The sequence below is a fragment of the Mycobacterium sp. SMC-14 genome, assembly GCF_046250075.1.
GTDB lineage: Bacteria > Actinomycetota > Actinomycetes > Mycobacteriales > Mycobacteriaceae > Mycobacterium.
In genome coordinates this window covers 1,993,216-2,019,578 of sequence record NZ_CP176429.1, presented here as the reverse complement: position 1 = coordinate 2,019,578, position 26,363 = coordinate 1,993,216, and the positions used below count along the sequence as shown (strand labels likewise).

Annotated in this window: 28 protein-coding genes and 1 tRNA gene; 7 read left to right on the top strand and 22 right to left on the bottom strand. The window is 69.0% G+C overall.

The genetic code is table 11. The features are described 5' to 3' along the window. Positions 1–2: 2 nt before the first annotated feature. From ACKY0W_RS09420 to metH, 5 genes are all read right to left on the bottom strand, one after another. Positions 3–485, bottom strand: coding sequence for a DUF4126 family protein (locus tag ACKY0W_RS09420; RefSeq protein WP_409437335.1), 483 nt, complete (start codon positions 483–485; stop codon positions 3–5). A gap of 70 nt (positions 486–555) precedes the next feature. Continuing rightward, a complete protein-coding gene (gene hisG, locus ACKY0W_RS09415) occupies positions 556–1,416 on the bottom strand; it encodes an ATP phosphoribosyltransferase (protein ID WP_409437334.1) in 861 nt (286 codons plus the stop codon). A 2-nt stretch (positions 1,417–1,418) separates the two neighbouring features. Continuing rightward, positions 1,419–1,700: a phosphoribosyl-ATP diphosphatase gene (locus tag ACKY0W_RS09410; RefSeq protein ID WP_065042224.1), complete on the bottom strand. Its 282-nt coding sequence runs from the start codon at positions 1,698–1,700 to the stop codon at positions 1,419–1,421. A 79-nt stretch (positions 1,701–1,779) separates the two neighbouring features. Then, positions 1,780–2,481: an HAD family hydrolase gene (locus tag ACKY0W_RS09405; RefSeq protein ID WP_409437703.1), complete on the bottom strand. Its 702-nt coding sequence runs from the start codon at positions 2,479–2,481 to the stop codon at positions 1,780–1,782. Positions 2,482–2,490: 9 nt separating this feature from the next. Further along, a complete protein-coding gene (gene metH / locus ACKY0W_RS09400; RefSeq protein WP_409437333.1) occupies positions 2,491–6,225 on the bottom strand; it encodes a methionine synthase in 3,735 nt (1,244 codons plus the stop codon). Between the two features lie 203 nt (positions 6,226–6,428). On the opposite strand from metH, the gene ACKY0W_RS09395 reads away from it, so the two are divergent. Further along, positions 6,429–7,295 (top strand): PAC2 family protein, encoded by an 867-nt coding sequence (locus ACKY0W_RS09395; protein ID WP_409437332.1) that lies wholly within the window; start codon positions 6,429–6,431, stop codon positions 7,293–7,295. A gap of 65 nt (positions 7,296–7,360) precedes the next feature. Here ACKY0W_RS09395 and ACKY0W_RS09390 read toward each other — a convergent pair whose 3' ends face one another. The 8 genes from ACKY0W_RS09390 to ACKY0W_RS09355 all read right to left on the bottom strand — a co-directional run bounded on the left by ACKY0W_RS09390 (position 7,361) and on the right by ACKY0W_RS09355 (position 13,733). Continuing rightward, entirely contained in the window at positions 7,361–8,239 is an 879-nt protein-coding gene (locus ACKY0W_RS09390; protein WP_409437331.1) for an SDR family oxidoreductase, read from the bottom strand. A gap of 29 nt (positions 8,240–8,268) precedes the next feature. After that, entirely contained in the window at positions 8,269–9,504 is a 1,236-nt protein-coding gene (gene mshC, locus ACKY0W_RS09385; RefSeq protein ID WP_409437330.1) for a cysteine--1-D-myo-inosityl 2-amino-2-deoxy-alpha-D-glucopyranoside ligase, read from the bottom strand. 79 nt (positions 9,505–9,583) lie between these two features. Next, positions 9,584–10,369, bottom strand: coding sequence for a 3'(2'),5'-bisphosphate nucleotidase CysQ (locus ACKY0W_RS09380; protein ID WP_409437329.1), 786 nt, complete (start codon positions 10,367–10,369; stop codon positions 9,584–9,586). A 24-nt stretch (positions 10,370–10,393) separates the two neighbouring features. Continuing rightward, positions 10,394–11,218 (bottom strand): SCO1664 family protein, encoded by an 825-nt coding sequence (locus ACKY0W_RS09375; RefSeq protein ID WP_409437328.1) that lies wholly within the window; start codon positions 11,216–11,218, stop codon positions 10,394–10,396. After that, positions 11,202–11,795, bottom strand: a complete 594-nt coding sequence (locus ACKY0W_RS09370; protein ID WP_406758397.1) for a DUF3090 domain-containing protein — start codon at positions 11,793–11,795, stop codon at positions 11,202–11,204. The genes ACKY0W_RS09375 and ACKY0W_RS09370 overlap by 17 nt, the downstream gene beginning before the upstream one ends. Before the next feature lie 61 nt (positions 11,796–11,856). Then, positions 11,857–12,543: a histidine phosphatase family protein gene (locus ACKY0W_RS09365; protein ID WP_409437327.1), complete on the bottom strand. Its 687-nt coding sequence runs from the start codon at positions 12,541–12,543 to the stop codon at positions 11,857–11,859. Then, the gene (locus tag ACKY0W_RS09360) at positions 12,540–13,394 is read right to left on the bottom strand and encodes an undecaprenyl-diphosphate phosphatase (RefSeq protein ID WP_409437702.1); all 855 of its coding nucleotides are present in this window, start codon (positions 13,392–13,394) and stop codon (positions 12,540–12,542) included. Before ACKY0W_RS09360 ends, ACKY0W_RS09365 begins: the two co-directional genes overlap by 4 nt. A gap of 45 nt (positions 13,395–13,439) precedes the next feature. Then, positions 13,440–13,733, bottom strand: coding sequence for a hypothetical protein (locus ACKY0W_RS09355; RefSeq protein ID WP_406758395.1), 294 nt, complete (start codon positions 13,731–13,733; stop codon positions 13,440–13,442). 124 nt (positions 13,734–13,857) lie between these two features. Between ACKY0W_RS09355 and ACKY0W_RS09350 the strand changes: the two genes are divergently transcribed. Genes ACKY0W_RS09350 through ACKY0W_RS09340 form a run of 3 tightly spaced genes read left to right on the top strand, consistent with a single transcriptional unit; the run spans position 13,858 to position 16,233 of the window. Next, complete coding sequence (locus ACKY0W_RS09350) at positions 13,858–14,898, top strand: hypothetical protein (protein WP_409437326.1); 1,041 nt, start codon at positions 13,858–13,860, stop codon at positions 14,896–14,898. Next, the gene (locus ACKY0W_RS09345; protein WP_409437325.1) at positions 14,895–15,161 is read left to right on the top strand and encodes a DUF5703 family protein; all 267 of its coding nucleotides are present in this window, start codon (positions 14,895–14,897) and stop codon (positions 15,159–15,161) included. Before ACKY0W_RS09350 ends, ACKY0W_RS09345 begins: the two co-directional genes overlap by 4 nt. A gap of 4 nt (positions 15,162–15,165) precedes the next feature. After that, on the top strand, positions 15,166–16,233 hold the full coding sequence (locus ACKY0W_RS09340) for a quinone-dependent dihydroorotate dehydrogenase (RefSeq protein WP_409437324.1): 1,068 nt from the start codon (positions 15,166–15,168) through the stop codon (positions 16,231–16,233). Positions 16,234–16,327: 94 nt separating this feature from the next. Here ACKY0W_RS09340 and ACKY0W_RS09335 read toward each other — a convergent pair whose 3' ends face one another. Continuing rightward, on the bottom strand, positions 16,328–16,858 hold the full coding sequence (locus ACKY0W_RS09335) for a YbhB/YbcL family Raf kinase inhibitor-like protein (protein WP_409437323.1): 531 nt from the start codon (positions 16,856–16,858) through the stop codon (positions 16,328–16,330). A 38-nt stretch (positions 16,859–16,896) separates the two neighbouring features. Next, positions 16,897–18,243, bottom strand: coding sequence for a M20/M25/M40 family metallo-hydrolase (locus ACKY0W_RS09330; protein WP_409437322.1), 1,347 nt, complete (start codon positions 18,241–18,243; stop codon positions 16,897–16,899). Between the two features lie 108 nt (positions 18,244–18,351). Between ACKY0W_RS09330 and ACKY0W_RS09325 the strand changes: the two genes are divergently transcribed. Both ACKY0W_RS09325 and ACKY0W_RS09320 read left to right on the top strand, forming a co-directional pair. Continuing rightward, a tRNA-Leu gene (locus ACKY0W_RS09325) sits at positions 18,352–18,437 on the top strand. 251 nt (positions 18,438–18,688) lie between these two features. Beyond that, positions 18,689–19,390: a phosphoribosyltransferase gene (locus tag ACKY0W_RS09320; RefSeq protein WP_409437321.1), complete on the top strand. Its 702-nt coding sequence runs from the start codon at positions 18,689–18,691 to the stop codon at positions 19,388–19,390. On the opposite strand, the gene ACKY0W_RS09315 is transcribed toward ACKY0W_RS09320, so the two are convergent. Together ACKY0W_RS09315 and ACKY0W_RS09310 are read right to left on the bottom strand one after the other, a co-directional pair. Then, entirely contained in the window at positions 19,387–19,731 is a 345-nt protein-coding gene (locus ACKY0W_RS09315) for a hypothetical protein (RefSeq protein ID WP_409437320.1), read from the bottom strand. The two genes, ACKY0W_RS09320 and ACKY0W_RS09315, sit on opposite strands and share 4 nt — an antisense overlap. Before the next feature lie 44 nt (positions 19,732–19,775). Beyond that, entirely contained in the window at positions 19,776–20,582 is an 807-nt protein-coding gene (locus ACKY0W_RS09310) for a DivIVA domain-containing protein (RefSeq protein ID WP_406758388.1), read from the bottom strand. 517 nt (positions 20,583–21,099) lie between these two features. Between ACKY0W_RS09310 and ACKY0W_RS09305 the strand changes: the two genes are divergently transcribed. Further along, positions 21,100–21,903, top strand: coding sequence for a DUF2249 domain-containing protein (locus tag ACKY0W_RS09305; RefSeq protein ID WP_409437319.1), 804 nt, complete (start codon positions 21,100–21,102; stop codon positions 21,901–21,903). Positions 21,904–21,922: 19 nt separating this feature from the next. Here ACKY0W_RS09305 and ACKY0W_RS09300 read toward each other — a convergent pair whose 3' ends face one another. The 5 genes from ACKY0W_RS09300 to ACKY0W_RS09280 all read right to left on the bottom strand — a co-directional run bounded on the left by ACKY0W_RS09300 (position 21,923) and on the right by ACKY0W_RS09280 (position 26,363). Next, positions 21,923–22,213, bottom strand: coding sequence for a YggT family protein (locus tag ACKY0W_RS09300; RefSeq protein ID WP_024440472.1), 291 nt, complete (start codon positions 22,211–22,213; stop codon positions 21,923–21,925). A 70-nt stretch (positions 22,214–22,283) separates the two neighbouring features. After that, positions 22,284–22,946: a cell division protein SepF gene (locus ACKY0W_RS09295; RefSeq protein WP_409437318.1), complete on the bottom strand. Its 663-nt coding sequence runs from the start codon at positions 22,944–22,946 to the stop codon at positions 22,284–22,286. A gap of 155 nt (positions 22,947–23,101) precedes the next feature. After that, complete coding sequence (gene pgeF / locus ACKY0W_RS09290) at positions 23,102–23,809, bottom strand: peptidoglycan editing factor PgeF (protein WP_406758385.1); 708 nt, start codon at positions 23,807–23,809, stop codon at positions 23,102–23,104. Positions 23,810–23,872: 63 nt separating this feature from the next. Beyond that, positions 23,873–25,036: a cell division protein FtsZ gene (gene ftsZ / locus ACKY0W_RS09285; RefSeq protein ID WP_409437317.1), complete on the bottom strand. Its 1,164-nt coding sequence runs from the start codon at positions 25,034–25,036 to the stop codon at positions 23,873–23,875. Between the two features lie 322 nt (positions 25,037–25,358). Next, complete coding sequence (locus ACKY0W_RS09280) at positions 25,359–26,363, bottom strand: cell division protein FtsQ/DivIB (RefSeq protein ID WP_409437701.1); 1,005 nt, start codon at positions 26,361–26,363, stop codon at positions 25,359–25,361.

Below are 26,363 nucleotides of genomic sequence, written 5' to 3'. Positions count from 1 at the left end.
GTTCAGACCACCGCGGTCAACGCGGCGATCGCCAGACCGCCCAGCACCGCGATGCTGTCCTCCACCAACGCGATCGGCAGGTCGTGCCCGCCGTTGGCGGCGACCAGGCGCTGCCGCACCCGGAAACCGACCAGGGTGCCGATCACCGCACCGATGATGCCCGCGCCGAGTGCCGTCCAGGGGTAGTTCCAGGCCGTGCCGAGCACCGCGCCGGCGAACCCGCCCAGCAGGATTCGCGCGGTGAACTGCATGGGCACGGTACGCGCCGGCGTGCTGGGCAATTGGTCGGTGACGAATTCACCGACCGCCAGCAGCGTCAAGATGGCGACGGTCGCCGGATGGCTCAGCCACTCGACCCACGTCCCGTTCAAGTTGATCCACTGCAGCACCGCAGCCCAGGCCATCACGGCCGGCGCGGTAAACGCGCGCAACCCGCCAACGGCACCGATGAACAGCGCGAGCACCAGCACGATGAAATGCGTCACCACTACCTCCCGGGCCAGTCGAGCCGACCACCGGACGCTAACACGGCGAAGCCTCAGCTACCGGGACTGATCAAAATCGGCAGAATCTGATGTCCGAGGCCAGGATGGCCTTCGCTCCGATCGCGGCCAACTGGTCCATGATCGCGTTGACCTCGCGTCGCGGCACCAGCGCGCGCACCGCCGCCCAATCCGGGTCGGCCAGCGGAGCGATAGTCGGCGACTCCAGGCCTGGGGTGATCGCGACGGCCTGCTCGAGCACCGCACGCGGACAGTCGTAGTCGAGCATCAGGTACTGCTGGCCGAACACCACGCCCTGCACCCGGGCGGCCAGTTGGTCACGGGCGGCAGCGGTCTCGGCGCTGCGGCCATTGGATGCGGCGCCCTCGATCAACACCGCTTCGGAATCGCACAGCGACTCACCGAAAGCCACCAGACCGTGCTGGCGAAGGGTGCGCCCGGAGCCCACCACGTCGGCGATCGCGTCGGCCACGCCCAGCTGGATCGAGATCTCCACCGCCCCGTCGAGCCGGATGACGGTGGCCTCGATGCCCTTGCCGGCCAGATCCTTGCGGACCAGGTTCGGGTAGGCGGTGGCGATGCGCTTGCCGGCCAGGTCCGCGGCGACCCAGTCCCGCCCGGCCGGAGCGGCGTAGCGGAATCGCGAAGAGCCGAAACCCAGCGCCAACCGCTCGGCCACCGGCGCCCCGGATTCGGCCGCCAGATCCCGCCCGGTGATCCCGAAGTCGAGTTCACCGGACCCGACGTAGATGGCGATGTCCTTGGGGCGCAGGAAGAAGAACTCGACCTTGTTGGCCGGGTCGATGACAGTCAGGTCCTTGGCGTCGGTACGGCTGCGGTAGCCGGCTTCCGACAGCATTGCCGCGGCAGCCTCACTGAGCGCCCCCTTGTTGGGGACCGCAACACGCAACATGCTCACAGCTTCCCGTAGACGTCGGACAGCGTCAGCCCGCGCGAGATCATCAGAACCTGGGTCCAATACATCAGCTGGCTGATCTCCTCGGCCAGGTCGTCATCGGACTGGTGTTCGGCGGCCAGCCACACCTCGCCGGCCTCCTCCAGGATCTTCTTGCCGATCGTGTGTACACCGGCGTCCAGCGCCGCCACGGTGCCGCTGCCGGCCGGCCGGGTCGCGGCTCGCTCACCGAGCTCGGCGAACAGCTCCTCGAAGGTCTTCACGAGCAGGGATTGTTTCATGTCCGGTCAGTGGCGGTCACGGCAGTTTCGCTCCGCGGGGCTTCGGCTACTGGCGCGAGCGTGCACAGATGCACAGCTTTTACGGCGTGTCGGCGTGCAAACACGCACGCTCGCCGGAGAACGGGGCCAGCTGGGCGCAGATTTCGTGCAGGTCGGTCAGCCCGAGCCCGGTCAGGGAGGCCACCTGGTGGCGCCGAGGACCGGCCGGCACCGGCAGCGCATTGGGCACCACCAGCACCGCGCACCCGGCCGCCTCGGCCGCGGCGGCACCCGTCGGCGAGTCCTCCACGGCCAGACACCGGCGCGGATCCAGCTCCAGCAGCTGCGCGGCACGCAGGTAGGGATCCGGCGCCGGTTTGCCCGCGGGCACCTCGTCACCGCAGACCACGGCCGCGAAATAGTGCCGGCCGATACTGCCCAGCGCCCGCTCGGCCAGCATCCGCGGAGTGTTGGTCACCAAGGCCGTCGGCATCCCCGCACCGGCCAGCTCCTCGAGCAACTCCCGGGCGCCGTCGCACCAGGGCAGGCCCGCGTCGAACAGCTCACCGGTGTAGTCGTGCAGCCAGCGCGCCGAGGCCGCCATGGCCGCCGGATCGAGCGGCAGTCCCAGGTCGTCGTAGACGATCCGCATCGTGTCCTCGGCACACCCGCCGACCGTGGACGCCCGGACTTCCGGTGTCAGCACCCCGCCGAGACGGTCATAGAGCGCCTCCATCGCGACGTCCCACAGCTTCTCGGAATCGACCAGGGTGCCGTCCATGTCGCACAGCACCGCGCGCAGTACCAGGGCTCAGTCCTCCGGGTTGTAGCCGAGGTTGGAGGCGAGCCAGCGCTCGGCTTCTACCAAGGTCCAGCCCTTGCGCTTCGCGTAGTCGGCGACCTGGTCCTGGGCCAACCGGCCGATCACGAAGTACTGCGACTGCGGGTGCGAGAAGTACAAGCCGCTGACGGCGGCACCGGGCCACATCGCCATCGACTCGGTCAGCTCGATGCGGGTCCGCTCGTGGACATCCATCAACTTCCAGATCGTCGCCTTCTCGGTGTGCTCCGGGCAGGCCGGGTAGCCCGGGGCAGGGCGGATTCCCTGGTACTTCTCGGCGATCAGTGCCTCGTTGTCCAACTGCTCATCCGGCTGGAATCCCCAGAACTCCTTGCGAACCCGCTGATGCATCCGCTCGGCGAAAGCCTCCGCCAGCCGGTCGGCGACCGACTCCAGCAGGATCGCGCTGTAGTCGTCGAGATCCGCCTTGAACTCCGCGATCTTCTCGCCGCTGCCGAGCCCCGCGGTGACGGCGAAGGCGCCGATGTAATCCGCCAGACCCGTCTCTTTGGGCGCGATGTAGTCGCCCAGCGACCGGTTCGGGATACCGGCCCGGTGCTCACCCTGCTGGCGCAGGTTGTGAAACATGGTCAGCACCTCGGTACGGGTCTCGTCGGTGTAGACCTCGACGTCGTCACCGACCGCGTTCGCCGGGAAGAAGCCGATCACGGCGTTGGCCGTCAGCCACTTCTCCTCGATCAGGGTGTCGAGCATCTGCTGGGCGTCGTTGTACAGCTTGCGGGCGGCCTCGCCCGAAGCCGGGTTGTTGAGGATGTCGGGGAAGCGCCCCTTCATCTCCCAGGCGTTGAAAAACGGCTGCCAGTCGATGAACTCGCGCAACTCGGCGAGGTCGTAGTCAAGAAACTCCCGCACGCCGAGGCCCTGGGCGGGTACCGGCGGCGTGTAGCCGTCCCACTCGATGGGCGTCCGGTTCGCCCGGGCCTTTTCCAACGGCACCATCGGCCGCTCGTTCTTCTGGGCGTGCCGTTCCCGCAGGGACGCGTAATCCTTCGCGGTCAATTCCAGCAGCGCCGGCCGCTGCTTGTCGTCGAGCAGCGCGGCCGCGACGGGAACGGAACGCGAGGCATCCTTGACCCAGACCACCGGACCGCTGCGCCGCGGCGCGATCTTCACGGCCGTGTGGGCGCGCGAAGTGGTCGCGCCGCCGATCAGCAGCGGGATCTCCAGTCCTTCACGCTCCATCTCGGCGGCGAAGCCGGCCATCTCCTCCAGCGACGGGGTGATCAGGCCGGAGAGGCCGACGATGTCGGCGTTGTATTCCTTGGCCGCAGCCAGGATCTTCTCGGCGGGCACCATCACCCCGAGGTCGACGACGGTGTAGTTGTTGCACTGCAGCACGACCCCGACGATGTTCTTGCCGATGTCGTGGACGTCGCCCTTCACGGTCGCCATCACGATGGTGCCGTTGGTGTGCTCGGCTTCACCGGGCTGCTTCTCCGCCTCGATATACGGCAGCAGGTAGGCCACGGCCTTCTTCATCACCCGGGCCGACTTCACCACCTGGGGCAGGAACATCTTGCCCGCGCCGAAGAGGTCGCCGACCACGTTCATGCCGTCCATCAGCGGGCCCTCGATCACCTCGATCGGGCGACCGCCCGCGGCGGCGATCTCGGCCCGCAACTCCTCGGTGTCCGTCTCTACGTCGGCGTCGATGCCCTTGACCAGAGCGTGCGTGATCCGCTCACGAACCGGCAAGGATCTCCATTCGGCCGCCGCGGGAGCCCCGTCTTCCCCGACCTTGCCGTCCGAGTTGAACCGTTCGGCGATCTCCAGCAGCCGCTCGGCGGCATCGGGGCGACGGTTGAGCACCACGTCCTCGATCCGGTCCCGCAGTTCGAGGTCGATCGAGTCGTAGGGCACCAGCGCACCGGCGTTGACGATGCCCATGTCCAGGCCGGCCTTGATGGCGTGGAACAGGAACACGGCGTGGATCGCCTCGCGGACCGGGTTGTTGCCCCGGAACGAGAACGACACGTTCGAGATGCCGCCGGAGATGTGCACCCCGGGTAGGTTCTCCTTGATCCAGGCGCAGGCCTCGATGAAGTCGATCCCGTAGGTGGCGTGCTCCTCGATGCCGGTCGCCAGCGCGAAGCAGTTCGGGTCGAAGATGATGTCCTCGGCCGGGAAGCCGACCTGCTCGGTCAGGATCCGGTAGGCGCGCCCGCAGATCTCCTTGCGGCGCTCCAGATTGTCGGCCTGACCCTGCTCGTCGAAGGCCATCACCACCACCGCGGCGCCGTACTTGCGGCACAGCCGGGCCTCGCGGATGAACTTCTCCTCGCCCTCTTTCATGGAGATCGAGTTGACGATCGGCTTGCCCTGCACGTTCTTCAGGCCCGCCTCGATGACCTCCCACTTGGAGGAGTCGATCATCACCGGCACGCGGCTGATGTCCGGCTCGGACGCGATCAGTTTGGTGAACCGGTCCATCGCGGCGACGCCGTCGATCATGCCTTCGTCCATGTTGATGTCGATGACCTGCGCACCGACCTCGACCTGCTGCAGCGCGACCGACAGCGCGGTGTCGTAGTCCTCGGCCTTGATCAGGTTGCGGAACCGGGCGGAGCCGGTGATGTTGGTGCGTTCACCGATATTCACGAACAGGGAGTCGTCGGTGATGTTGAGCGGTTCCAGGCCCGACAGGCGGGTGGCCACCTCGATGGTGGGCAGCTCGCGCGGCGGCTTGCCCTCGACCACCTTGGCGATCTCGGCGATGTGCGCCGGCGCCGTTCCACAGCAACCCCCGACCATGTTGACCAGGCCCGCGTCGGCGAAGTCCGCGATGTAGGAGGCCTGGGCCTCCGGCGATTCGTCATACTCGCCAAAGGCGTTGGGCAGGCCCGCGTTCGGGTAGCAGGAGATATAGGTGTCCGCGATCCGTGCCATCTCGGCGATGTAGGGCCGCATCTCCGGTGCACCCAGAGCGCAGTTGAGGCCCACCGCGACCGGCTTCGCGTGCCGGATCGAGTTCCAGAACGCCTCGGTGACCTGACCCGACAAGGTGCGCCCGGAGGCATCGGTGATGGTGCCGGAGATGATGACCGGCCAGCGGCGTCCGCGATCCTCGAACAGCGTCTCGACGGCGAACACCGCCGCCTTGGAGTTCAGCGAGTCGAAAATGGTCTCGATCAGGAGGATGTCCGCGCCACCGTCGACCAGGCCGTTGGCGGCCTCGAGGTAGGCGGCGACCAGCTGGTCGTAGGAGACGTTGCGGGCGCCGGGATCGTTGACGTCCGGCGAGATCGACGCGGTCCGCGTCGTCGGGCCGAGCGTACCGGCCACGTAGCGGGGCTTGTCGCCGGTGCTGAACTCGTCGGCCGCCTTGCGGGCCAGGGCGGCACCCGCGTAGTTCAACTCATAGCTGAAGTCCGCCATGTCGTAGTCGGCCAGCGAGACCGCGTTCGCGTTGAACGTGTTGGTCTCCAGGATGTCGGCGCCCGCCTCGAGGTACTCGCGGTGGATTCCCTCGATGATCTGCGGTTGCGTCAGGGTGAGCAGGTCGTTGTTGCCCTGCAGCGCGGTCGGCCACTCGGTGAATCGGTCGCCGCGGTAGCCGGCCTCGTCCGGACGGTCCCGCTGAATCGCCGTGCCCATCGCGCCGTCGATCACCATGATGCGCCGGCTCAGCGCGGCCTTCAGCTCGTCGGTGCAGTCAGGCCGGATGTTGGGCTCAAAGGCAGTCACGCGGGCTCCTTCCGTGGCGGAAGGCGTCCTTAACTCTGCCGAGCGTGGCGGTTACCGGAACAGGCCGGCGAACCGTTGCAACGCCTCTCGACGGTGAAAAGTCTACGTGGTCACCCAGCATGGGGACGAATACCCCAACGAACAAGCCGACTCAGCCGGTCCGGTGCGGCCCGTGAACATTGCGCAGGCCTTACCCTGGCCTTGTGACGCGAGGAGATGACGGCGCTGCGCTTCCCGAACTGCACGACACCATCGTGGTGGCTGCGTTCGAGGGTTGGAATGATGCCGGCGACGCCGCCAGCGATGCGGTGCAGCACCTCAACAACATCTGGGAGGCCCGGCTGATCGTCGAGATCGACGACGAGGCCTACTACGACTACCAGGTGAATCGGCCGGTGATCCGCCAGCTCGACGGCGTCACCCGGGAGCTGGTCTGGCCGTCGATGCGCATTTCGCACTGCCGGCCGCCAGGCAGCGATCGCGACATCGTGCTGATGCACGGGGTCGAGCCGAACATGCGCTGGCGATCGTTCTGCGCCGAGCTGCTGGCGGTCATCGAACAACTCGACGTCGACACCGTGGTGATCCTGGGCGCGCTGCTGGCCGACACCCCCCACACCCGCCCCGTGCCGGTGTCCGGGGCGGCGTACTCGGCGGAGTCGGCCACCCGCTTCGGGCTGACCGAGACCCGCTACGAGGGCCCGACCGGCATCACCGGGGTGTTCCAGGACGCCTGCGTGGCGGCCGGGATTCCGGCGGTCACCTTCTGGGCGGCGGTACCGCACTACGTTTCGCAGCCGCCCAACCCCAAGGCCACGGTCGCCCTGCTGCGGCGCGTCGAGGACGCCCTGGACATCGAGGTTCCGCTGGGCGACCTGCCGGCCCAAGCCGAGGAGTGGGAGCTGGCGGTCAGCGAGATGGCCAGCGAGGACGACGAGATCGCCGACTACGTGGCCTCCTTGGAGGAACGCGGCGACGCCGAGGTCGACATGACCGAGGCACTGAACAAGATCGACGGCGATGCGCTGGCCGCCGAGTTCGAGCGCTACCTGCGGCGCCGGCGGCGCTGACCGCCGGGCTCATGCGGCGGTCCCAGCTTCGCCTCTCCTACGTCGAGCCTCGCTGAACCGCCGGGCTACTTTTCTTTTTCCCGGGCCTCGTTGTACGCACTGGTCGAGCGGCCCAGCGCGGCGACTTCGGCGTCCATCTTCGGGACGATGGTGGCGGCGCCCTTGATGAACGGTCCTTCCACCGGCCGCAATGTCAGCACCGGCTTGAGCCAGCGGAACACCCCCACCCAGCCGGGGCAGTAGACGCGGCGCCGACGGCCCTCGATGCCCGCGACGAAGGCGTCGACACACTTGTCGACCGAGGTGGTCTTGTTCAGCGGCCACGGCAGTTTGCCCAGCATTTCGCCGAAGGCCCCGAGATCGGCCTTGGTGTCGCGAACCAACGGGGTGTCGATCCAGGCCATGTGCGCCGAACCGACCTCAACGCCCTGGTAGGCGACCTCCTGGCGCAGCGCACTGGCGAAGTGCTCGACCCCGGCCTTGGCCACGTCGTAGGACGCCATCCCCGCGAGCGGACTGAACGCCGCCAGTGAGGACACCACCAGCACGTAGCCGCGACGTTCGATGACCGATGGCAGGGCGGCGCGCACGGTGTTGAACACCCCGATCACGTCGACGTCGATGACCCGCTTGAACGTCTCGGGATCCACGTTCAGCACCGAGCCGTAGCTCGCGATGCCGGCGTTGGCGACGACGGTGTCGATGCCGCCGAAGCGCTGCACGGCCTGCGCGGCAACCGACTGCATTTCGGCCAGATCCCGCACGTCGGCGACGGCGGTCAGCACCCGGTCACCGAGATCATCGGCCAGCTTGTTCAGGGCGGCCTCATCCAGGTCCGTCACCACCACCGAGGCGCCCTGGGAGTGCAGCCGGCGGGCCAGCTGCTCGCCGATACCGTGCGCGCCACCGGTGATGAAAATGACTTGGGAGTGAATCGAAGACATCTGCTCAACCTACCCCCGCCGTGGGTGGCCTACAGCGCCACTCCCAGCAGCGCATCGGCCGCCGTGGCCACCAGCCGCGGTGCGTCGGCGTCGTGGCCTCCGTACTCCAATGCGTCGGTCGTCCAGCCGTCCAACGCGGCCAGCGCCTTGACGGTGTCCAGGTCATCGGCCAGATAGCGACGCACCCGGGCGATGACGTCATCGGCAGCCGGTCCCACCGGAAGCGTCGTCGCGACCCGCCAGCGCTCCAGCCTCGCCTCGGCCGCAGCGAGGGTCGCGTCGTCCCAGAACCGGTCGCTGCGGTAGTGCCCGGCCAGCAGGCCCAGCCGGATCGCGGCCGGCTCGGTCCCCTGGGCGCGCAGCCTGGAGACCAGCACCAGGTTGCCGCGACTCTTGGACATCTTGTGCCCGTCCCAGCCGATCATCCCGGCGTGCACGTAGTGCCGGGCGAAACGGCGCTCCCCCGTGAGGGATTCGGCGTGCGCGGCGGAGAACTCGTGGTGCGGGAAGACCAGATCGGAGCCGCCGCCCTGGATGTCGAGCCCGGATCCGAGACGGCTCAACGCGATCGCGGCGCACTCGACATGCCAACCCGGCCGGCCGGCCCCGAACGGCGAGGGCCAACTGGGCTCACCCGGGCGGGCGGCGCGCCACAGCAAGGCGTCGAGCGGATCGGACTTGCCGGCCCGCTCCGGATCACCGCCGCGCTCGGCGAACAGCTCCAGCATGGTGGCGCGGTCGAAGCCGGATTCGTAGCCGAACTGCTCGGTGGCGTCGGCGCGGAAGTAGATGTCGGGATCGTCACCGTCGACGGTGTAGGCCGATCCGGCGGCCAGCATCTTCTCGACCAGCTCGACCACTTCGTCGATGGCCTCGGTGGCGGCCACGTAGTCGCGGGGCGGCAGCACCCGCAACGCGGTCATGTCGGCGCCGAACAACTCGACCTGACTGGCCGCCAGCTCCTGCCACGGCACCCCGTCGCGCTCGGCGCGCTCGAGCAGCGGGTCGTCGACGTCGGTGACGTTCTGCACGTAGTCCACCCGATGGCCGGCGTCGAGCCAGAGCCGGTGAATCAGGTCGAACACCAGATAGGTGGCGGCGTGGCCCAGATGCGTGGCGTCATAGGGCGTGATGCCGCAGACGTACATGGTGGCCGTCGGGCCCGGCGACACCGGACGCACCTGCCGGTCGGCGGTGTCATAGAGGCGCAGCGCCGGGCCGCGCCCGGGCAGGACCGGAACGGCCGGCGCGGACCACGATTGCATGCCCACGACTGTAAGGCCCGGCGGTTTAGCGAGGCTCGCCGGAGGCGAGGCGAAGCTGGAACCGCCGCATAGGCACCGCTTAGAGCACCGTCCGCCGCATCGCGTCCAGCAGGATGGGCGCCACGTCGGGCCGGCACATCAGCAGGTCGGGCAGGTAGGGGTCGGGTCGGTTGTAGCGCAACGGCGTCCCGTCGATCCGGGACGCGTGCAGCCCCGCCGCCAACACCACACCGGCCGGGGCGGCCGAATCCCACTCCCACTGGCCGCCGGCGTGCAGGTAGGCGTCCACGTCGCCGCGCACCACGGCCATCGCCTTGGCACCCGCCGAACCCATCAGCACCGGCTCCACCGGCAGCACCTCGCGGATGAGTCGCACCACCGCGGGCATCCGGGAGGCGCTGACCGCGACCCGAATGGGGTTCGGCGGCCCGGTCGGGGTGCCGGGCCGGGCGACCGTGTCGGTGCGGAAGACGACGTTGCTTCTGTTGTCGTAGGCCGGCAGCGACACCGCGGCGTCGGTGATCGCACCAAAACCGTCGGCGCCGCCGCGCTGCCACAGCGCGATGTGTACCGCCCAGTCGTCGCGTCCGGGCGTGGTGAATTCGCGGGTGCCGTCGAGGGGGTCGACGATCCAGACCCGGTCCGACCGCAGCCGGATCAGGTTGTCCGGCGATTCCTCGCTGAGCACCGCGTCCCCGGGGCGCGCGTCATGCAGCCGGCGGATGATCAGCTGGTTGGCCCGACCGTCGCCGGTGTCGCCGAGGTGCCACGGCTGGGCGAAGCCCACCTCGTCACGCACCGCCAGCAAAAGCTTTCCGGCCTCGACTGCCAGTTCGGCGGCCAGCGCCGCGTCGGTCAGCGTCACGTCTGGCAGTATCCCCGACGTGGACTAGAACGCCGGCCAAGGGATCGGGCGATGACGGTTCGGGCCGGGCATCACCGGGTGATCCAGCAGGTCGGCGACGCGGCCGCGCAGGGCGGCGATCTCGTCGGCGGTCAGGTGCGGTTGCAGGCACGCCGCCAGCGGACCCTCCAGCGCCACCAGCAGCCGCGCCAGGGCCGGCAGCGCCTGGTCGTCCAGCGTGGCCACCGACTTGCCCGCCCACCCCCACAGCACCGTGCGCAACTTGTCTTGGCTGTGCAGGCTCACGCCGTGGTCGACGCCGTAGACGCGGCCGTCGGTGCCGTGCAGAATGTGCCCGCCTTTGCGGTCGGCGTTGTTGATCACCACGTCGAAGACGGCGAGACGGCGCAACCGAATGTCGTCGGCGTGCACCAGGGTGACCGGGCCGCCGTCGTGGCCATAGGCCTGCAACACCGGTAGGTAGCCCGCCGGAACGTGGTCGCCCGGAACCACGTCGACCAGGCCGGGCACCGACGATACGTCGTCTTCGTCGTCGTCTTCGGGCTGATCCACCCACCGCTGCACCATGCCCGGGCCCGCCGGGCCGTCCCGAATGATGGTGTACGGAACCAGATTCCAGCCCAGTTCAACCGAGATCAGGTGGGCGCCGAGTTCGCGGCCGGCCAGGGTGCCGTCGGGGAAATCCCAGAGCGGCTGTTCGCCGGCGACCGGCTTGTACACGCAGTGGACGCGGTGCTCCCCCAGCATCGCCTGGCACAGGAAGGTGGCGTTGCTCGCCGAACGGATGCGGCCCAGGATCTCCAGTTCCCCGGAGCGCAACGTCTCCCGGTCGTCAGATGTCTGCGTCATCGGGCTCGTCGTCGGGCCCGAAAGCGCCCCGCCGATAGCCGTTGGTGCGCACGCACATGTGACCGGCGGGGTCCAGCGGCTCGTCGCACAGCGGACAGGGCGGGCGGCCCGCCGAGATGACCCGGTTGGAGCGGGTGGCGAACTGGCGCGCGGACTCCGGGGTGAGGAATACCCGCACCGCGTCCGGCCCCTCGTCGGTGTCGTCGAGCACCACCGACGCGTCGAACTCGGCGTCGCTGACCGCCAGCAGCTCCACCACCACCGTCTGCGCCTCGGAATCCCAGCCCAGCCCCATGGTGCCGACCCGGAACTCGGCGTCCACCGGCGTGACCAGCGGGTCCAGGTCGTCGATCTCGGTGGGCTCGGGCGGCACCGGCGTGCCGAATCGACGGTTGACCTCCAGCAGCAGCGCACCGATACGTTCGGAGAGCACCGCGACCTGCTGCTTTTCCAGCACCACCGAGACGATCCGTTCGTCGTGGACCGCCTGCAGGTAGAAGGTGCGGTTTCCGGGCTGGCCGACGGTCCCGGCCACGAAACGGTCGGGAGTGCGGAAGACATGAATTGCTCGGGACATGGCATCTCCAAAATACCGGCAGTTGAGGCGGCCGACGGCATCTGTCTTCGGCGAGGTGGACCTAGGTGGTGGAACCGCCGACTACCGCGTCGCTTTCACCGACGGCGCCGGCCGGCGAACTCTTCACCGCGGCGGCCAACGACGCTCCGGTGTGATTGAGGTGGATTACGAACGGGCGCAACGGCGTGTAGCGGATCACGCTCGCCGATGCCGGGTCTGCGGTGATCCGCTGAAAGCCGTCCAGGTGCACGCCGAGCGCGTCGGCGATGACCGCCTTGATGACATCGCCGTGGGTGCACGCCACCCACAGCACGTCGGCGCCGTGCTGGGCGGCCAGCTGCCGGTCGTGATCACGGACCGCACTGACCGCCCGGACCTGCACCTGCGCCAGCCCCTCACCGTCGGGGAAGATCGCCGCGCTGGGCTGCGCCTGCACCACCCGCCACAGCGGCTCGGCGGTCAGCTCGCTGATCTTGCGGCCGGTCCAGGCCCCATAGTCGACCTCGGCGAGCCGGTCGTCGACGAGCGGCTCCAGCCGCAGGGCAGCGGCCAGCGGCTCAACGGTGCGTCGGCAGCGCAGCAGCGGTGAGCGCACCACCGCCTTGATCGGCAGGCCGTCGAGCCGGCCGACGAGCTGGGCGGCTTGTTCGCGCCCCAACTCGTCGAGCTCGACGCCTTCGGTGCGCCCGGCCAGCACCCCGGAGGTGTTCGAGGTGGACCGGCCATGGCGCAGCAGGATGACGGTCATGGCGAGGCCGCCAACACCCCGGTGGCCAGCAGCACCAGGATCGTCGTCCCGGCGATCACCCGGTACCCGACAAACCAGTACATGCTGTGCGACACCAGGAACTTCAGGAACCAGGAGATGGCCGCCCAGCCCACGGCGAACGCGATCAGGGTGGCGACCAGCAGTTGCAGACCGCTGGCGCTCATCCCCGCACCTTCGGGGTGAAACGCATCCGGCAGCGAGAACAGCCCGGAGGCGAACACCGCCGGAATCGCCAGCAGGAACCCGAACCGGGCAGCCAATTCCCGGTCCAGGCCGGCGAACAGCCCGGCACTGATGGTGGCCCCGGACCGCGACACCCCCGGCACCAGCGCAAGGGTCTGCGCCGAACCCACCAGCACGGCGTCGCGCCAGGTCAGTTCCTTGGCGTGGCGGGCCTGACGGCCGAAGTATTCGGCCGCGGCGATCACCAACGAGAACACCACCAACGCGGTGGCCACCACCCACAGGTTGCGGACCCCGGACCGGATCAGGTCTTTGAACAGCAGGCCCAGCACACAGATGGGAATGGTGCCGATGATCACGTACCAACCCATCCGGTAGTCGGTCTCGCGTTCGGCGGGCAACGGTGTCTTGGCCAACGCCGACGCCACCCCGGACAGCCAGGCTGTGGCGATGCGTGCGATGTCCTTGGCGAAATACACCAGCACGGCGACCTCGGTGCCGAGCTGGGTCACCGCGGTGAAGGAAGCGCCCGCGTCACCGGCGAAGAACAACCGGGAGACCAAGGCCAGGTGTCCCGAGGAGGAAACCGGCAGAAACTCGGTGAGGCCCTGGACAATCGCCAGGACGACTACTTGCGGCCAGGACATCACCGCCTCGACTACCGACACGACGATGACCGTACCGGGCTGGTGTCAGCGGGTCAGACCGGATACCACGTCGCGCACCGCGGCGGTCAGGCTGCGCTCGTCGGCGACATCGATCTCGAACAGGTGCCGGCTCGCGGTGGCGACCACGTCCTCGTCGTGCGGGACCGGGCCGGCCAGCCGGGGCCGATAGATGTCGACCACGAGCTTCTGCTGCTCGGTGTGGAAAGAGAAGCTGCGGCCGTCACCGACCTCGCCGAAACCACTGGCGAAGGCGCCGGTCCAGATCTCCTCGATGCGGAACTCCGAACACGCCAGCTGCCAGTCATCGACCACAGTCATGGCCGAGAGGTTACACCTAAGCGAACTTATTGTTCGGACGGACATGCGAGCTTCACCTCGCCGCCTTCCTTAGAATCGGTGTTCGCACCCATCCGCCACCCTGACGAGCTGGAAGAGCTGCCCTGTGCCCAAGCGCCCCACCCGCCGGCCCCGCCGGACCCTGCAAGGCCTGTTGCTGCCGCTACTGCTGCTCACAGCGTGCTCATCCAATCCCATCACCGCGCCGCCGCCTACGATCGCGCCGGCCGAGCCCGCCGTTTCCCCGGTCGCTGCGGTGCGCCCGGCCGGCACGGTACGGCCGCTGGCCGGCCGGGCCACCGGTGCGGTGTTCGACGCGACCACCGGACTGCTGGCGGTGCTGTCCCCCGGGCCGGACGCGCAGGCCGCCGCGACGCTCGGACTGGTCGGCGACGCCAGTCGCCCACCCGCCGCGGTGGCGTTGCCGGGGCCGGCGAGCGCGCTGGCCGGCGACGGCCAGGGTGTGGCCTACCTGTCCGGGAGCGGCGGCTACTACACCGTCGACCTGGCCACCCGCGGCATCAAACGCGTCGACGTAGCCGATGCCGCCGGTGTCGAGTTCACCGCGATCGGCCGGCGCGCCGACGGAATCATGGTGTTGGGCAGCGGCGACGGCGCGGTCTACACACTGGCCGCCGACGGCACGCGGATCGCCGAGCGGGCCAAGATCTTCGCCCGGGTCGACCAGATCGTGACCCAGGGCGATATCGCGGTGGTGCTGGACCGCGGGCAGACCTCGGTGACGACCATCGGCACCGACGGCAAACCCCAGTACGCGCTGCGGGCGGGCCAGGGCGCCACCACCCTGGCCGCCACGTCGCAGGGGCCGGTGCTGGCGGCCGACCCCCGCAGCGGCCGACTGCTGGTGTACGGCGTGGACCCGCTGATGCTGCACCAGGACTACCCGGTGCCGGACGCCCCCTACGGGCTGGCCGGGGCGGGCGGGTTTGCCTGGGTGTCGCAGACCGGGACGAACACCGTGGTCGGCTACGATTTGACCACCGGAATTCCCGTGGAGAAGGTTCGCTATCCGACCGTGCAGCAACCCAACACCCTGGCCTTGGACGAGAAGTCAGACACCCTGTACGTGGTGTCGGGCTCCGGCGCTGGGGTCCAGGTGATCGAGCACGCCGCGAGGCCGCGGTGACCGCGCTGCGTCCACGACGAATGCCGGCCGGCTGGGACACCGAACTGTCCGATGACTACGAATGGATTCCGCTGCGACTGCCCCCGGAGGTCACCCGGATCGGGGCGTCCACCCGGTTGTCCATCGAAGCCGAATACCGAGGTTGGGAGCTGACCCGAGTGCGGTTGTACACCGACGGGAGCAGGCGAGTGTTGCTGCGCCGCAAGAAGTCTGCCGTGAATGCGATCAGCGAGAGCCGCTGCGTCGACCAGCCGGGACTGTAGACCGATGGGTCTCTACGGCGCCGTGCGCCGGGCGTTCTTCATGGTGCCGGCCGAGCGCATCCACACCATCGTGTTCGCGGGTTTGCGCGGCGCCGCCGCGACGCCGCCGGCACGCCGGTCTCTGCAGCGCCGGCTCGCCCCGCACGACCCGCTGCTGGCCAGCACCGTGTTCGGCGTGCAATTCCCCGGGCCGCTCGGGCTGGCCGCCGGGTTCGACAAGAATGGTTCCGGGCTCAAGGCTTGGGGCGCATTGGGTTTCGGTTACGCCGAGGTGGGCACCGTGACGGCGGCGGCACAACCGGGTAACCCCGCGCCCCGGCTGTTCCGGCTGCCCGACGACCGCGCGCTGCTGAACCGGATGGGCTTTAACAATCACGGGGCCGCTGCCCTGGCGGCGCGACTGACGCGGCACCGGGCCGACGTGCCGATCGGCGTGAACATCGGCAAGACCAAGGTCACCCCGCCCGAGGGCGCAGTGCAGGACTACCGCACCAGTGCCCGGCTGCTTGCCCCGCTGGCCGACTACCTGGTGGTCAACGTCAGCTCGCCGAACACGCCGGGACTGCGCGACCTGCAGGCCGTCGAGTCGCTGCGGCCCATCCTGGCCGCGGTGCGCGCCGAGACCACCAAGCCGGTGCTGGTGAAGATCGCACCGGATCTGGCCGACACCGACCTGGATGCCATTGCCGACCTGTGCGTGGAGTTGGGCCTGGCCGGCATCGTGGCGACCAACACCACGGTGTCACGCGAGGGCCTGGCGACCCCGGGGGTGGCCGAGTTGGGGCCCGGCGGCATCTCCGGCCCACCGGTGGCCCGCCGAGCGCTGGAGGTGCTGCGGCGGTTGTACGCCCGAGTGGGCGACCGGCTGGTCCTGATCAGTGTGGGTGGGATCGAGACCGCCGACGACGCCTGGGAGCGCATCACCGCCGGCGCCTCGCTGCTGCAGGGCTACACCGGCTTCATCTACGGCGGCGGCCTGTGGGCCCGCAACATCCATGACGGTCTGGCGCAGCGGCTGCGCGACGGCGGGTTCACGTCACTGGCCGAGGCGGTCGGGTCCGCCACCCGCTAGCGCGTCCCCCCTTCCCTCCTGCGCGAGCGTGCGTGTTTGTACGCGACACGCCGGTCGCGGCCGTACAAACACGCACGCTCGCGGGAAGTGTGCGTTAGTTCTGCTCGTAGGTGCCGACGATCACCGCGCGGGCGATCGCGTGCATGAACAGGTTGAAGCCCAGGTAGGCCGGGCTGGCGTCCTCGGCCAACTCCAGCTTCTCGACGTCGACGGCGTGCACCGCAACGTAGTAGCGGTGCGCCCCGTGACCGGCCGGCGGCGCGGCACCCACATAGCGGCGCATCCCGGCGTCGTTGACCAGGGTCAGCGCATCGCCGGGCAGCAGGCTGCCGTCCCCGACGCCCTCGGGCAGCTCGGTGCAGGTGGCCGGCAGGTTGGCCACCGCCCAGTGCCAGAAGCCCGACGCGGTGGGGGCGTCCGGGTCGTAGACGGTGACTGCGAAGCTGCGGGTCTCCTCGGGAAAGCCCGACCAGCTCAGCTGCGGGCTGGCGTCCTCACCACCGGCACCCATGATTCCGCTGACCTGGGCTTTGCCCAGCGACTGGCCGTCGGTCAGCGACGTGGAGGTGAGCGTGAACGACGGCAGCTTGGGCAGCGCGGCGTACGGGTCGGGGGCTGTGGTCATGACTGGTCCTCTCGTAGTGGATCAACTTCGTCGTTTGGTCAGCAGTGTGTCAGGAAGTGGTGCAGTACGCGGGTACCAAACTCCAGCGCGTCAACCGGTACGCGTTCGTCGACTCCGTGGAACAGCGCGGCGAAGTCGAGGTCGGGCGGCAGCCGCAGCGGAGCGAAGCCGAAGCACCGAATACCCAACTTGGCGAACGCTTTTGCATCCGTTCCCCCGGACAGCATGTAGGGCACGGTTCGGGCGTCGGGGTCACAGGCCAGCAGCGCCGCATTCATCGCCTCGACCAGGTCACCGTCGAAGGTGGTCTCTACGGGCGGCTGGAGGGCGACCCATTCCCGGGTCACGTCGGGGCCGATCAGCGCGTCGACCTCGGCCTCGAACGCCGCCTGGCGCCCGGGCAGCACCCGGCAGTCCACTACCGCCTCGGCGGTCGCCGGGATCACGTTGGCCTTGTAGCCGGCCGCCAGCATGGTCGGCGTCGCGGTGTCGCGCAGCGTGGCGTTGACGATGCGGGCGATCGGCCCCAGCTTCTCGATCATCCCCTCCAGGTCCGGGGAATCGACGTCGATGGTGTGCCCGGTCTCCTCACTGACCGCGGCCAGAAACTCCACCACCGCATCGGAAAGGACCAGCGGGAACCGGTGGCGGCCCAGCCGGGCCACCGCCTCGGCCAAGGTGGTGACGGCGTTGTCGTCGTTGATCATCGACCCGTGCCCGGCCCGGCCGTGGGCCCGCAGCCGCATCCAGGACAGGCCCTTCTCCGCGGTCTCGATCAGGTACAGCCTGCGCTCCCCGCCGTCGCGCCGCGGCACCGTCAGCGAGAAACCGCCGACCTCCCCGATCGCCTCGGTGACCCCGGCGAACAGGTCGGGGCGGTTCTCGACGAGCCAATGCGCTCCGTACTTGCCGCCGGCCTCCTCGTCGGCGACGAAGGCGAACACCAGATCCCGCGGCGGGGTGATCTTGTGCCGGGCCAGGTGCCGGGCCACCGCGATCATCATGCCGACCATGTCCTTCATGTCGACCGCGCCGCGACCCCAGACATAGCCGTCCTCGATCGCGCCGGAGAACGGGTGCACACTCCACTCGCTGGCCTCGGCCGGCACCACGTCGAGGTGCCCGTGGATCAGCAGCGCCCCGCGGGATGGATCACTGCCCTTGAGGCGGGCGAACACGTTTCCCCGCCCCGGCGCACCCGATTCGAGGTATTCGGTCTCATAGCCCACCTCCTCAAGCTGGGTGGCCACCCAGCGCGCGCAGTCGGCCTCACCTTTGGTGGTGGCCGGCTCGCCGGTGTTGGAGGTGTCGAAACGGATGAGAGTGCTGACGAGTTCGACCACCTCGCCCACTGCGTCTCCGGCAGGATCGGGGAAATCGGTCACAGCTACCTTTACTACCACTTCGCGCCCCTTCGGATCGCGTTGCGAGGGCTGGGTTTGGGTCCAGCGATCGGCATCCGTTAGCCTTAGCTGCCCGGCCACGCCGGGTTGGTCCGAGTGGCGGAATGGCAGACGCGCTAGCTTGAGGTGCTAGTGCCCTATTAACGGGCGTGGGGGTTCAAGTCCCCCCTCGGACACAATTTATTTGCGATGAGTCGGGTCATGGGTTACGGCCCGCTCCGGCCATGTGGGCTTGCGCCCGGCTTTCAGCGACAACTACTGCAGTGAGCCGGGATTGACCGAAAGTGTCGCTCAAAGGCGGGCGAACGCCCCTGCGGTCCGGCGGCACAGGCAGGCCCGCCCAGCAGGATCAGGCTCCGCTTTGGCCGGCTGCGGCATGGCCGAGCTGCATCACCAAAGCCCCAACCGTCGTAGGCTCGATGGGGAGATGACTCGTCCAGGCGCGTACTTTCGCCAGCCGGCGCCACGCACCTTTGACAACCGCCGTGACGCCGGCCGGGCCCTGGCCGGTCTCGTAACGGCCTACCTGCCCGGCGTAGCGAGCACCCAGGGCCTGGTGGTGCTGGGATTGGCCCGCGGCGGAGTGCCGGTCGCCTGGGAGGTCGCGGCCGCGCTGCGGGCGCCGCTGGACGTGTTCCTGGTCCGCAAGCTCGGCGTGCCGCAGCAGCCGGAGTTGGCGATGGGTGCGTTGGCCGGCGGCCAGGTGGTGATGAATGACGAGGTGGTCCGCAGCCTGGGTATCAGCAATGACGTGGTGGCGTCGGTGATCGAGCGCGAGACCACCGAATTGCGCCGCCGCGAACGTGTCTACCGCGGGGACCGGCCGGCGGCCGATCTGCGCGGCCGGGTGGTGATCTTGGTCGACGACGGAATCGCGACCGGAGCCAGTGTGCTGGCGGCGGTGCGGGCGGTCCAGGCGGCCGAACCGGCCTCGATCATCGTTGCGGTGCCGGTGGCGCCACGCTCGGCGTGCCGAAAGATCGCCCAGGAGGCCGACGACGTCGTCTGCGTCACGACCCCCGACGCCTTCGATGCGGTGGGGCAGGTCTATCGCGACTTTGACCAGACCGACGACGACGAAGTGCGAGACCTGCTGGCCGCACCGACTACCAGGCGAGCAGCGGGCTAATCGGCCGGGTGCGCAGCGATATCGTCGGCGGTCTCTTCGGCCGCCTCGGCGGCCTCAGCGTCGAAGTCCGCCACCTCAGCGGCGTCGGAGATCTCCATGCCGGCATCCTCGTCATCGTCGGCGAGAAACTCGTCCTCCTCGACGGCGTCGTCGGCAGCCACGGGGGCCTCGACCGCAGGGGCGTTCGCGCGCCGCTCCCGCAACGCGTCCACGATCAACAGCAGCACGCCCAGCACACTCGCACCGATACAGACCCACGCCACCAGCGCATTGCTGGTGACGACGGCGAATACCAATGCGGCAAGGCCGATTACCGCCAATACCAATGCGATCACCAGCATCGAATCACCTCCAGTCCAACGGACGAACTATTCGACTCCGACGGTCAGTTGGTGCCGCGGTTGAAATGGTTGAACCCGCCGCCGTCACCGGTGGCGCTGCTGTCGACCGGTGCCGCCGAGCCGCGCTGGCCCAGCTCCTCGAGCTGCGATTCCAGGTAGGTCTTGAGCCGGGTGCGGTACTCACGCTCGAAGGTGCGCAGTTGTTCGAGACGGCCTTCCAGCACGGTGCGCTGCTGGTTGATGGTGCCCATGATCTCGGAGTGCTTGCGTTCTGCGTCGGCCTGCAGGGCGTCGGCCTTCTCCTGAGCCTGGCGTAGCTGGGTCTCCGAACGAGTCTGGGCGTCTGTCAGCATCGCGTCGGCGCGCTGACGGGCTTCGGCGACGGTCGTCTCCGCGGTCTGCCGTGCCTCGGTGAGGATCTGGTCGGCGTTGGCGCGGGCGTCGGCCATCAGCTTCTCCGACTCGGCCCGGGCGGTGCCGGTCAACCGGTCGGCGGTGTCCTGGGCCAGGCTCAGCACGCGGGCCGCCTTGAGGTGCTGCTCCTCGGAAGGTGCTTCCTGGACCGCCGGTGCGGCGACCACCGGCTGCGGCGGTGCCACCGGCTCGGGGGCGGGCTCGTAGACCGGGATTGAGGGGATCGACTGGGCGCCGCCACCGGCACGAGCCGCGGCCAGGTCCTGGTCGAGCTCGCTGACCCGCTGCCGCAGGTCGGCGTTCTCCTCAATGAGGCGAGTCAGCTCGGTCTCCACCAAGTCCAGGAAGGCGTCGACCTCGTCCTCGTTGTAGCCGCGCTTCCCAATAGGCGGTTTGCTGAACGCGACGTTATGTACGTCGGCAGGTGTTAGTGGCATCGTCTGCCCCCTTGAGTCAGGTAGTAGTAGCGCCGATCGGGCACGGTAGTCGACCGGGAAAACGCTCGCCGTGTGTAACTGCCGTCCATCCTGTCACATCCGCCGCTGTGCTCGGCAATGTGAATGATATTAAGAGCGAATTTCAAATTGCTGCCACAAAAGTCACGCTTTGGCAAACGCAAGCCCTGACGGCGATCGGCGATCCGCGCCGGTGAGCGGCGCCGCAGCCCGCCGCGGCTAGACCAAAACCCCCGGGAACTGGGGTTCGGGCTACCACCGGCAGTCGTCGGCGGTGCCGCCCTTCCGGTTGCGGGCAGCAAAGCGCTTAGGCGTCCAGCCAGCGAAATGTGATCTATTTCGCTGGGTGTCCAAACGTGTCGCCAGCCGGTCCGGCGGCCCCGCCCGGCCCCGGGGGGGTACCGGTCCGGCCGCCCGCGCCGTATTATTCACAATCGCGACCCGTAATTATTCATAGCGAGGTCGCTCCGCGCGGAACCGACCGGAGGGACACTCGGGAATGACAAGCAATGACGTGGTCATGGCGACCAGTGCGGCGGACTCGGCATCCGTCGAGGACATCCGATCTCGCTACGCCGAACTCCTCGGCCGCCAGGCCGCCCTGGGCGCAGCGGTCTTCGCAGCGGTCGGCGCGACAGACCCGGCTTTCGGCGAGGCGCATCGCGCGGTGCAGGCATCCATCGACCAGGTAGTGCGGCCGCAGCTGCAGGCCGCGGTGGGGCTGATCTTCCCCGCAGTCGCCGGCGTCGAACGTTCGCGGCTACTGGTGGAAGGACTGCTCGGCGACATCCAACTGATCGAGCAGGTGGCGGCTCGAATCGCCCACGGCACCGACCGGGTGCAGATAGTCGCGCACGCGGAGGCGCTGCGTGTCCTGCTGGAGGCGCTGCTGGGTAAGGTCGCCGACCTGTTGCTGCCCGCGCTGGCGCAGGCCAGCGGTGTCTCGCTGGCCGCACTGGCCGCCGAACTTCCCGGCCTGGATGACATCGCATCCGGGCCCGCCCAACCCGCCAAGCCCGGCCCCGCGGCCCACGGACACGAGGGTCATGCCGGGTGCGGCTGCGGCGAGGAAGACGACGAGATGCCCGAACTCGACGTGCGAGAGATTCCGCATGCCATCAGGCACGCGACGGTGTTCGGCGCCTTCGACGCGGTGCCGGTGGGCGGATCGATGCTGCTGGTGGCCCCGCACGACCCGCTTCCGCTGCTGCGCCAGCTCGCCGAGCGCAGCGGTGGCCGGCTCGCGGTCGGCTACGAGGAGCGTGGTCCGGAGGCATGGCGCTTGCGCCTGACCCGGGTCTGAGTTCTCTGGGCCGCGCCCGTCACGCGGCGTGCTGCAGGGCCAGTTCCATGCCGACGAACGCGATCAGCAGCAGCACCATGATCGAGAGATCGATGCGCACCGCGCCGATGGTCAACTGCGGGATGAGGCGTCGTAGCAGCTTCACCGGCGGATCGGTGATGCTCATGATCAGCTCCAGGATCACCACGGTGGCCCCGGTGGGGTGCCAGTCACGGCTGAACGAGCGGATGAACTCGATGACGATTCGGGCGATCAACAACAGCCAGAAGACAAATAGCGCGATACCGAGAATCGTGAAGAACAGCGCCAACGGAATGCGACCTTACTGACGAGGGTGTGCCCGCATCAGCAGTGCTGACCGGCTCGACTGCCGTTCCAGCCTACCGATACGCGTAGAAGCCGGTCTCGGCGATGCGGCGACGCTCCTCCGGAGACACGTCGACGTCGGCCGGCGACAGCAGAAACACCTTGGTCGCGACCTTGTCGAAGGAACCACGCAGGGCGAAGGCAAGACCTGCCGCGAAGTCGACCAGCCGCTTGGCGTCGGCGTTGTCCATCGACACCAGATCCATGATCACCGGGGTGCCGTCGCGGAACCGCTCGCCGATGGTGCGCGCCTCGCTGTAGTCCTTGGGACGCAGCGTGGTGATCTTGGACAGCGGGCTGCTCTCGTCGAACATCTGCGCCATCCGGCGCGGCTCCATCGCCAGGGCGCCGCGGGTCGAGCCGCGCAACGAGGAGAACCGGCGCTCGAAGTCCCGGGGACGGTCGAACTCACGCGCCCGGTAGCGGGGGTCGTCCTCGTAGCCGCCGCCCCGGTAGCCCGCCGGTGCGTCGTCGTAGTCGCGGTCCTCGAAACGGCCGTCGTAACGGCTCTCCGAGCGGCCGCCGACGCGGTCGAAAACATCCTCGCCGAATCGCTCCGCCCGAGGCGCGTAGTCACGCGACCCGGCGCGGTCATCGCCGTCGTCGTAGTAGTCGTCGTCGTAGTCCTCCATAGGAGCCATCCCGAAGTAGGCCTTGACCTTGTGGAGTGTGCTCATCCTTGGACCCTTCTAGGCTGATGACTGTGATGAAGGTGTGACTGAAGTGACTAATAACGGTGACGGTAACGGCAGCGAGCGCGTTGGCGCGGCACCGACACGCGGACAGCTCCCACCGGTTTCATCCACCCCCTCCAGCGACCTCTACCGCGGACTCATTCCAGCCATATCAGGGACGCCAGCCGGCCGGTGAGTCCGTCGCGACGGTGGCTGAACAGCTTCGGGTCCGCCGCGGTGCAACGCGGGTCGGCGTCAATGGACTCGACGCCCAATCCCCTTAGTTGACGGGCGATTCCAGCCCGCAGGTCCAGCCCGGGCGTGCCCGCCGACGTGACGGTGCGACTGCCCGGCAGCGCCGCCTCGACCTCGTCGGCCATGGCGGCGGGCACCTCGTAGTGCAGCCCGCTGACGGCCGGGCCCAGCAAAACCGAAACGTCACCCGCCCGTGCGCCCGCCGCCAGCATCGCCTCCAGTGCGCGAGCGACCACGCCGTGCTGCGCGCCGACCCGGCCGGCGTGGACGGCGGCGACCACCCCGGCACGGGCGTCGGCCATCAGCACCGGGACGCAGTCGGCGGTCACCACCACCATTGCCAACCGGGGCACGGTGGTGACCAGAGCATCGGTGGCGTCGATCGGGGTGTCACGTGGGCCGTCGACGACCACCACATGATCGCCGTGGACCTGATTCATCCACACCAGCCGGTCGGCGCCGAGGCCGGTGGCCTTGGCCAGCCGCGCACGGTTGGCCGCCACCGCCGCCGGGTCATCGCCGACGTGGTCGCCGAGGTTGAAGCTGTCGAACGGGGCCGCCGAGATACCGCCGGACCGGGTGGTCGTCACCCGCCGGATGCGAAAAGTCATGCGGTAAAACCGCGGTGGTCGCGAGCGCGGCGGAGCCGGGCGAAGCGGGCCATCGCCATCAACTCAGTGCCGCATGAAGGGTGGCACGTCGACGTCGTCGTCGTCGCAGCCGTCATCGCCATTGCGTCCGCCGACGCTGACCGTGGCACCGTTGGTGGGAGCCGGCACGCTGACCGCATCCACCGGGTCGAACAGCGATGTGGTGACCTTGCCGGCCTGTCCGGGCGCCATCGCGTGCCGGGCCGCACCGGACGCACCGGTCACCGGCTTGCGGCCGGAGCCCGCCGAGTCGAAGCCGGCCGCGATCACCGTCACCCGCACCTCGTCACCGAGGGAGTCGTCGATCACGGTGCCGAAGATGATGTTGGCCTCGGGGTGCGCGGCGTCCTGAACCAGCGATGCCGCCTCGTTGATCTCGAACAACCCCAGGTCGCTGCCGCCGGCGACCGACATCAGCACGCCCTGGGCGCCTTCCATCGAGGCTTCCAGCAGCGGCGAGTTGATCGCGATCTCGGCGGCCTTGAGCGCCCGCCCGTCGCCGCGGGCCGAGCCGATGCCCATCAGCGCGGTGCCGGCGCCGCTCATGATGCCCTTGACGTCGGCGAAGTCGACGTTGATCAGGCCGGGGGTGGTGATCAGGTCGGTGATGCCCTGGACACCGTTGAGCAGCACCTCGTCGGCGCTGCGGAACGCGTCCATCAGCGAGACCTGGGCGTCGCCCATCTGCAGCAGTCGGTCGTTGGGGATCACGATCAGGGTGTCGCAGCTCTCCCGCAGTGCGCCGATGCCGTTTTCGGCCTGGTTGCTGCGCCGCTTGCCCTCGAAGGAGAACGGACGGGTGACCACGCCGACGGTCAGCGCGCCGAGCTTGCGGGCGATGGTCGCGACCACCGGTGCACCGCCGGTGCCGGTGCCGCCGCCCTCGCCGGCGGTGACGAACACCATGTCGGCGCCGCGCAGCAGCTCCTCGATCTCGTCCTTGGCGTCTTCGGCGGCCCGGCGACCCACTTCGGGGTCGGCGCCGGCACCGAGGCCGCGGGTGGAGTCACGGCCGACGTCGAGTTTGACGTCGGCGTCGCTCATCAACAATGCCTGTGCGTCGGTGTTGATCGCGATGAACTCGACGCCCTTGAGCCCCTGCTCGATCATCCGGTTGACGGCATTGACGCCGCCACCACCGATACCCACGACTTTGATGACGGCCAGATAGTTGTGCGGTGGGGTCATCGTTCGTCTTCCTCCCTGGTGGGATTGGAGTCCTCTCTGGGGCCGGGCTTGGCGCGGAACTCCCCGATTCTGTCTTCAACAAACCCTGCCAAACCCTCAACCTCAACCAAAGGCTTAGAGTTATGTCAAGTTGTTCCGCGCAACCGCCACAGTAGGGCCGCCGCGGCCGTCATCGGCGCCGACGCGCCGAGACACGCCCGGCGAATTTTCCTGTAGGACGCAGGTTTCCCGCTGCCCCCCTCGCCGAGTGTGAACCTGGCGACGGGATTTCCGCGTGTCGTGCAGCCGGATTCACGCTCGGCGGGGGTGGTGGGCGGCGGCGCTATCGGACGGTGGGCAGGTCCGGGCTCGACACGTCATAGGTGTGGCCGGGCTGGGTCAACAGCGCCGCCAGCTTCTGTGCCTTCTCCGCGGTGCGGTCGGTGTTGCCCCACACCACCACCCGGCCGTCGGCCAGCGTCAGGGTGATCGACGCCACGGACGGGGCGGCCACCCGGCTGATCTGCCCGGCTACGTCGGGCGCCAGCGAGGTCATCACCTGCAGGGCGGCCAGGGTGGACGGGTCCGCCGGGCCGGGATTCTCCACGTCGAAGAACGGCAGCATCCTCGGCGGCGCTCCGGTCGCGAAATCGACGCCGTCCCGGTCGAACAGGTGCGGGCCGTCCGGAAAGTCCTTGTAGACCACCGGGACCCGCTCGACGATCGCGATCCCCAGCACCGAGGGATACTGCCGCTGCACCCGAGTGCTGGCCACCCGTCGGATCGTCGCGACCCGGTCGGCCACACTGCCGGTGTCGATCTGCAACAACGGCGTTCCCAGCTGCACCCGCGCGACGTCCAGCACTTCCTCACGGGTCACCGCCGTGATCCCGGTGACCTCGATCTCGCGCGCCGACATGAGCGGGGTGAAGTACAAGATGAGCCCCAGCCCGACGACGAGCACCGCTGCCAGAAAGACGGCCAACACCATCTTCAGGCCCCGAATGGTGCCGCGGGAAACGCCTTTGGCCGGTTCGGCAGAACCGGTGCGCAGTCGCCGCTTGGCCTCGCGGCGAGCCTGTTCGATCGCCTCGGCGCGCGCCTGCGCGGCGCGTCGCTCCGCGCGCTCTCGGCGGGCCCGGCGCCGCGGTCCCTCCACCTCGGCGGGCTCGTCGGCGGATTCCGCCTCCGGCTCGTCCGCGGCGACTGCGCCGACCTCGCCCTGCGGGGCCCCCGAGTCCGGTTCGCCGGTTCCGCCGGCTTCGGGCGCCTGCGTTACTTCGGTTTCCGGGGCGTCTGCGGCGTGCTCCGGCTCATCCGGTGGCACGGCCGGGGTGTCGGGCGGCAT

Coding starts and splice junctions, on each gene's coding strand:
- ACKY0W_RS09280 (WP_409437701.1), bottom strand. CDS start 26,363: ATGCCGCCCGACACCCCGGCCGTGCCACCGGATGAGCCGGAGCACGCC.
- ACKY0W_RS09305 (WP_409437319.1), top strand. CDS start 21,100: ATGACAAGCAATGACGTGGTCATGGCGACCAGTGCGGCGGACTCGGCA.
- hisG (WP_409437334.1), bottom strand. CDS start 1,416: ATGTTGCGTGTTGCGGTCCCCAACAAGGGGGCGCTCAGTGAGGCTGCC.
- ACKY0W_RS09315 (WP_409437320.1), bottom strand. CDS start 19,731: ATGCTGGTGATCGCATTGGTATTGGCGGTAATCGGCCTTGCCGCATTG.
- mshC (WP_409437330.1), bottom strand. CDS start 9,504: ATGCAATCGTGGTCCGCGCCGGCCGTTCCGGTCCTGCCCGGGCGCGGC.
- ACKY0W_RS09370 (WP_406758397.1), bottom strand. CDS start 11,795: ATGTCCCGAGCAATTCATGTCTTCCGCACTCCCGACCGTTTCGTGGCC.
- ACKY0W_RS09320 (WP_409437321.1), top strand. CDS start 18,689: ATGACTCGTCCAGGCGCGTACTTTCGCCAGCCGGCGCCACGCACCTTT.
- ACKY0W_RS09410 (WP_065042224.1), bottom strand. CDS start 1,700: ATGAAACAATCCCTGCTCGTGAAGACCTTCGAGGAGCTGTTCGCCGAG.
- ACKY0W_RS09340 (WP_409437324.1), top strand. CDS start 15,166: ATGGGTCTCTACGGCGCCGTGCGCCGGGCGTTCTTCATGGTGCCGGCC.
- ACKY0W_RS09390 (WP_409437331.1), bottom strand. CDS start 8,239: ATGTCTTCGATTCACTCCCAAGTCATTTTCATCACCGGTGGCGCGCAC.
- ACKY0W_RS09355 (WP_406758395.1), bottom strand. CDS start 13,733: ATGACTGTGGTCGATGACTGGCAGCTGGCGTGTTCGGAGTTCCGCATC.
- ftsZ (WP_409437317.1), bottom strand. CDS start 25,036: ATGACCCCACCGCACAACTATCTGGCCGTCATCAAAGTCGTGGGTATC.
- ACKY0W_RS09295 (WP_409437318.1), bottom strand. CDS start 22,946: ATGAGCACACTCCACAAGGTCAAGGCCTACTTCGGGATGGCTCCTATG.
- ACKY0W_RS09310 (WP_406758388.1), bottom strand. CDS start 20,582: ATGCCACTAACACCTGCCGACGTACATAACGTCGCGTTCAGCAAACCG.
- ACKY0W_RS09375 (WP_409437328.1), bottom strand. CDS start 11,218: ATGACGCAGACATCTGACGACCGGGAGACGTTGCGCTCCGGGGAACTG.
- ACKY0W_RS09335 (WP_409437323.1), bottom strand. CDS start 16,858: ATGACCACAGCCCCCGACCCGTACGCCGCGCTGCCCAAGCTGCCGTCG.
- ACKY0W_RS09365 (WP_409437327.1), bottom strand. CDS start 12,543: ATGACCGTCATCCTGCTGCGCCATGGCCGGTCCACCTCGAACACCTCC.
- pgeF (WP_406758385.1), bottom strand. CDS start 23,809: ATGACTTTTCGCATCCGGCGGGTGACGACCACCCGGTCCGGCGGTATC.
- ACKY0W_RS09360 (WP_409437702.1), bottom strand. CDS start 13,394: ATGTCCTGGCCGCAAGTAGTCGTCCTGGCGATTGTCCAGGGCCTCACC.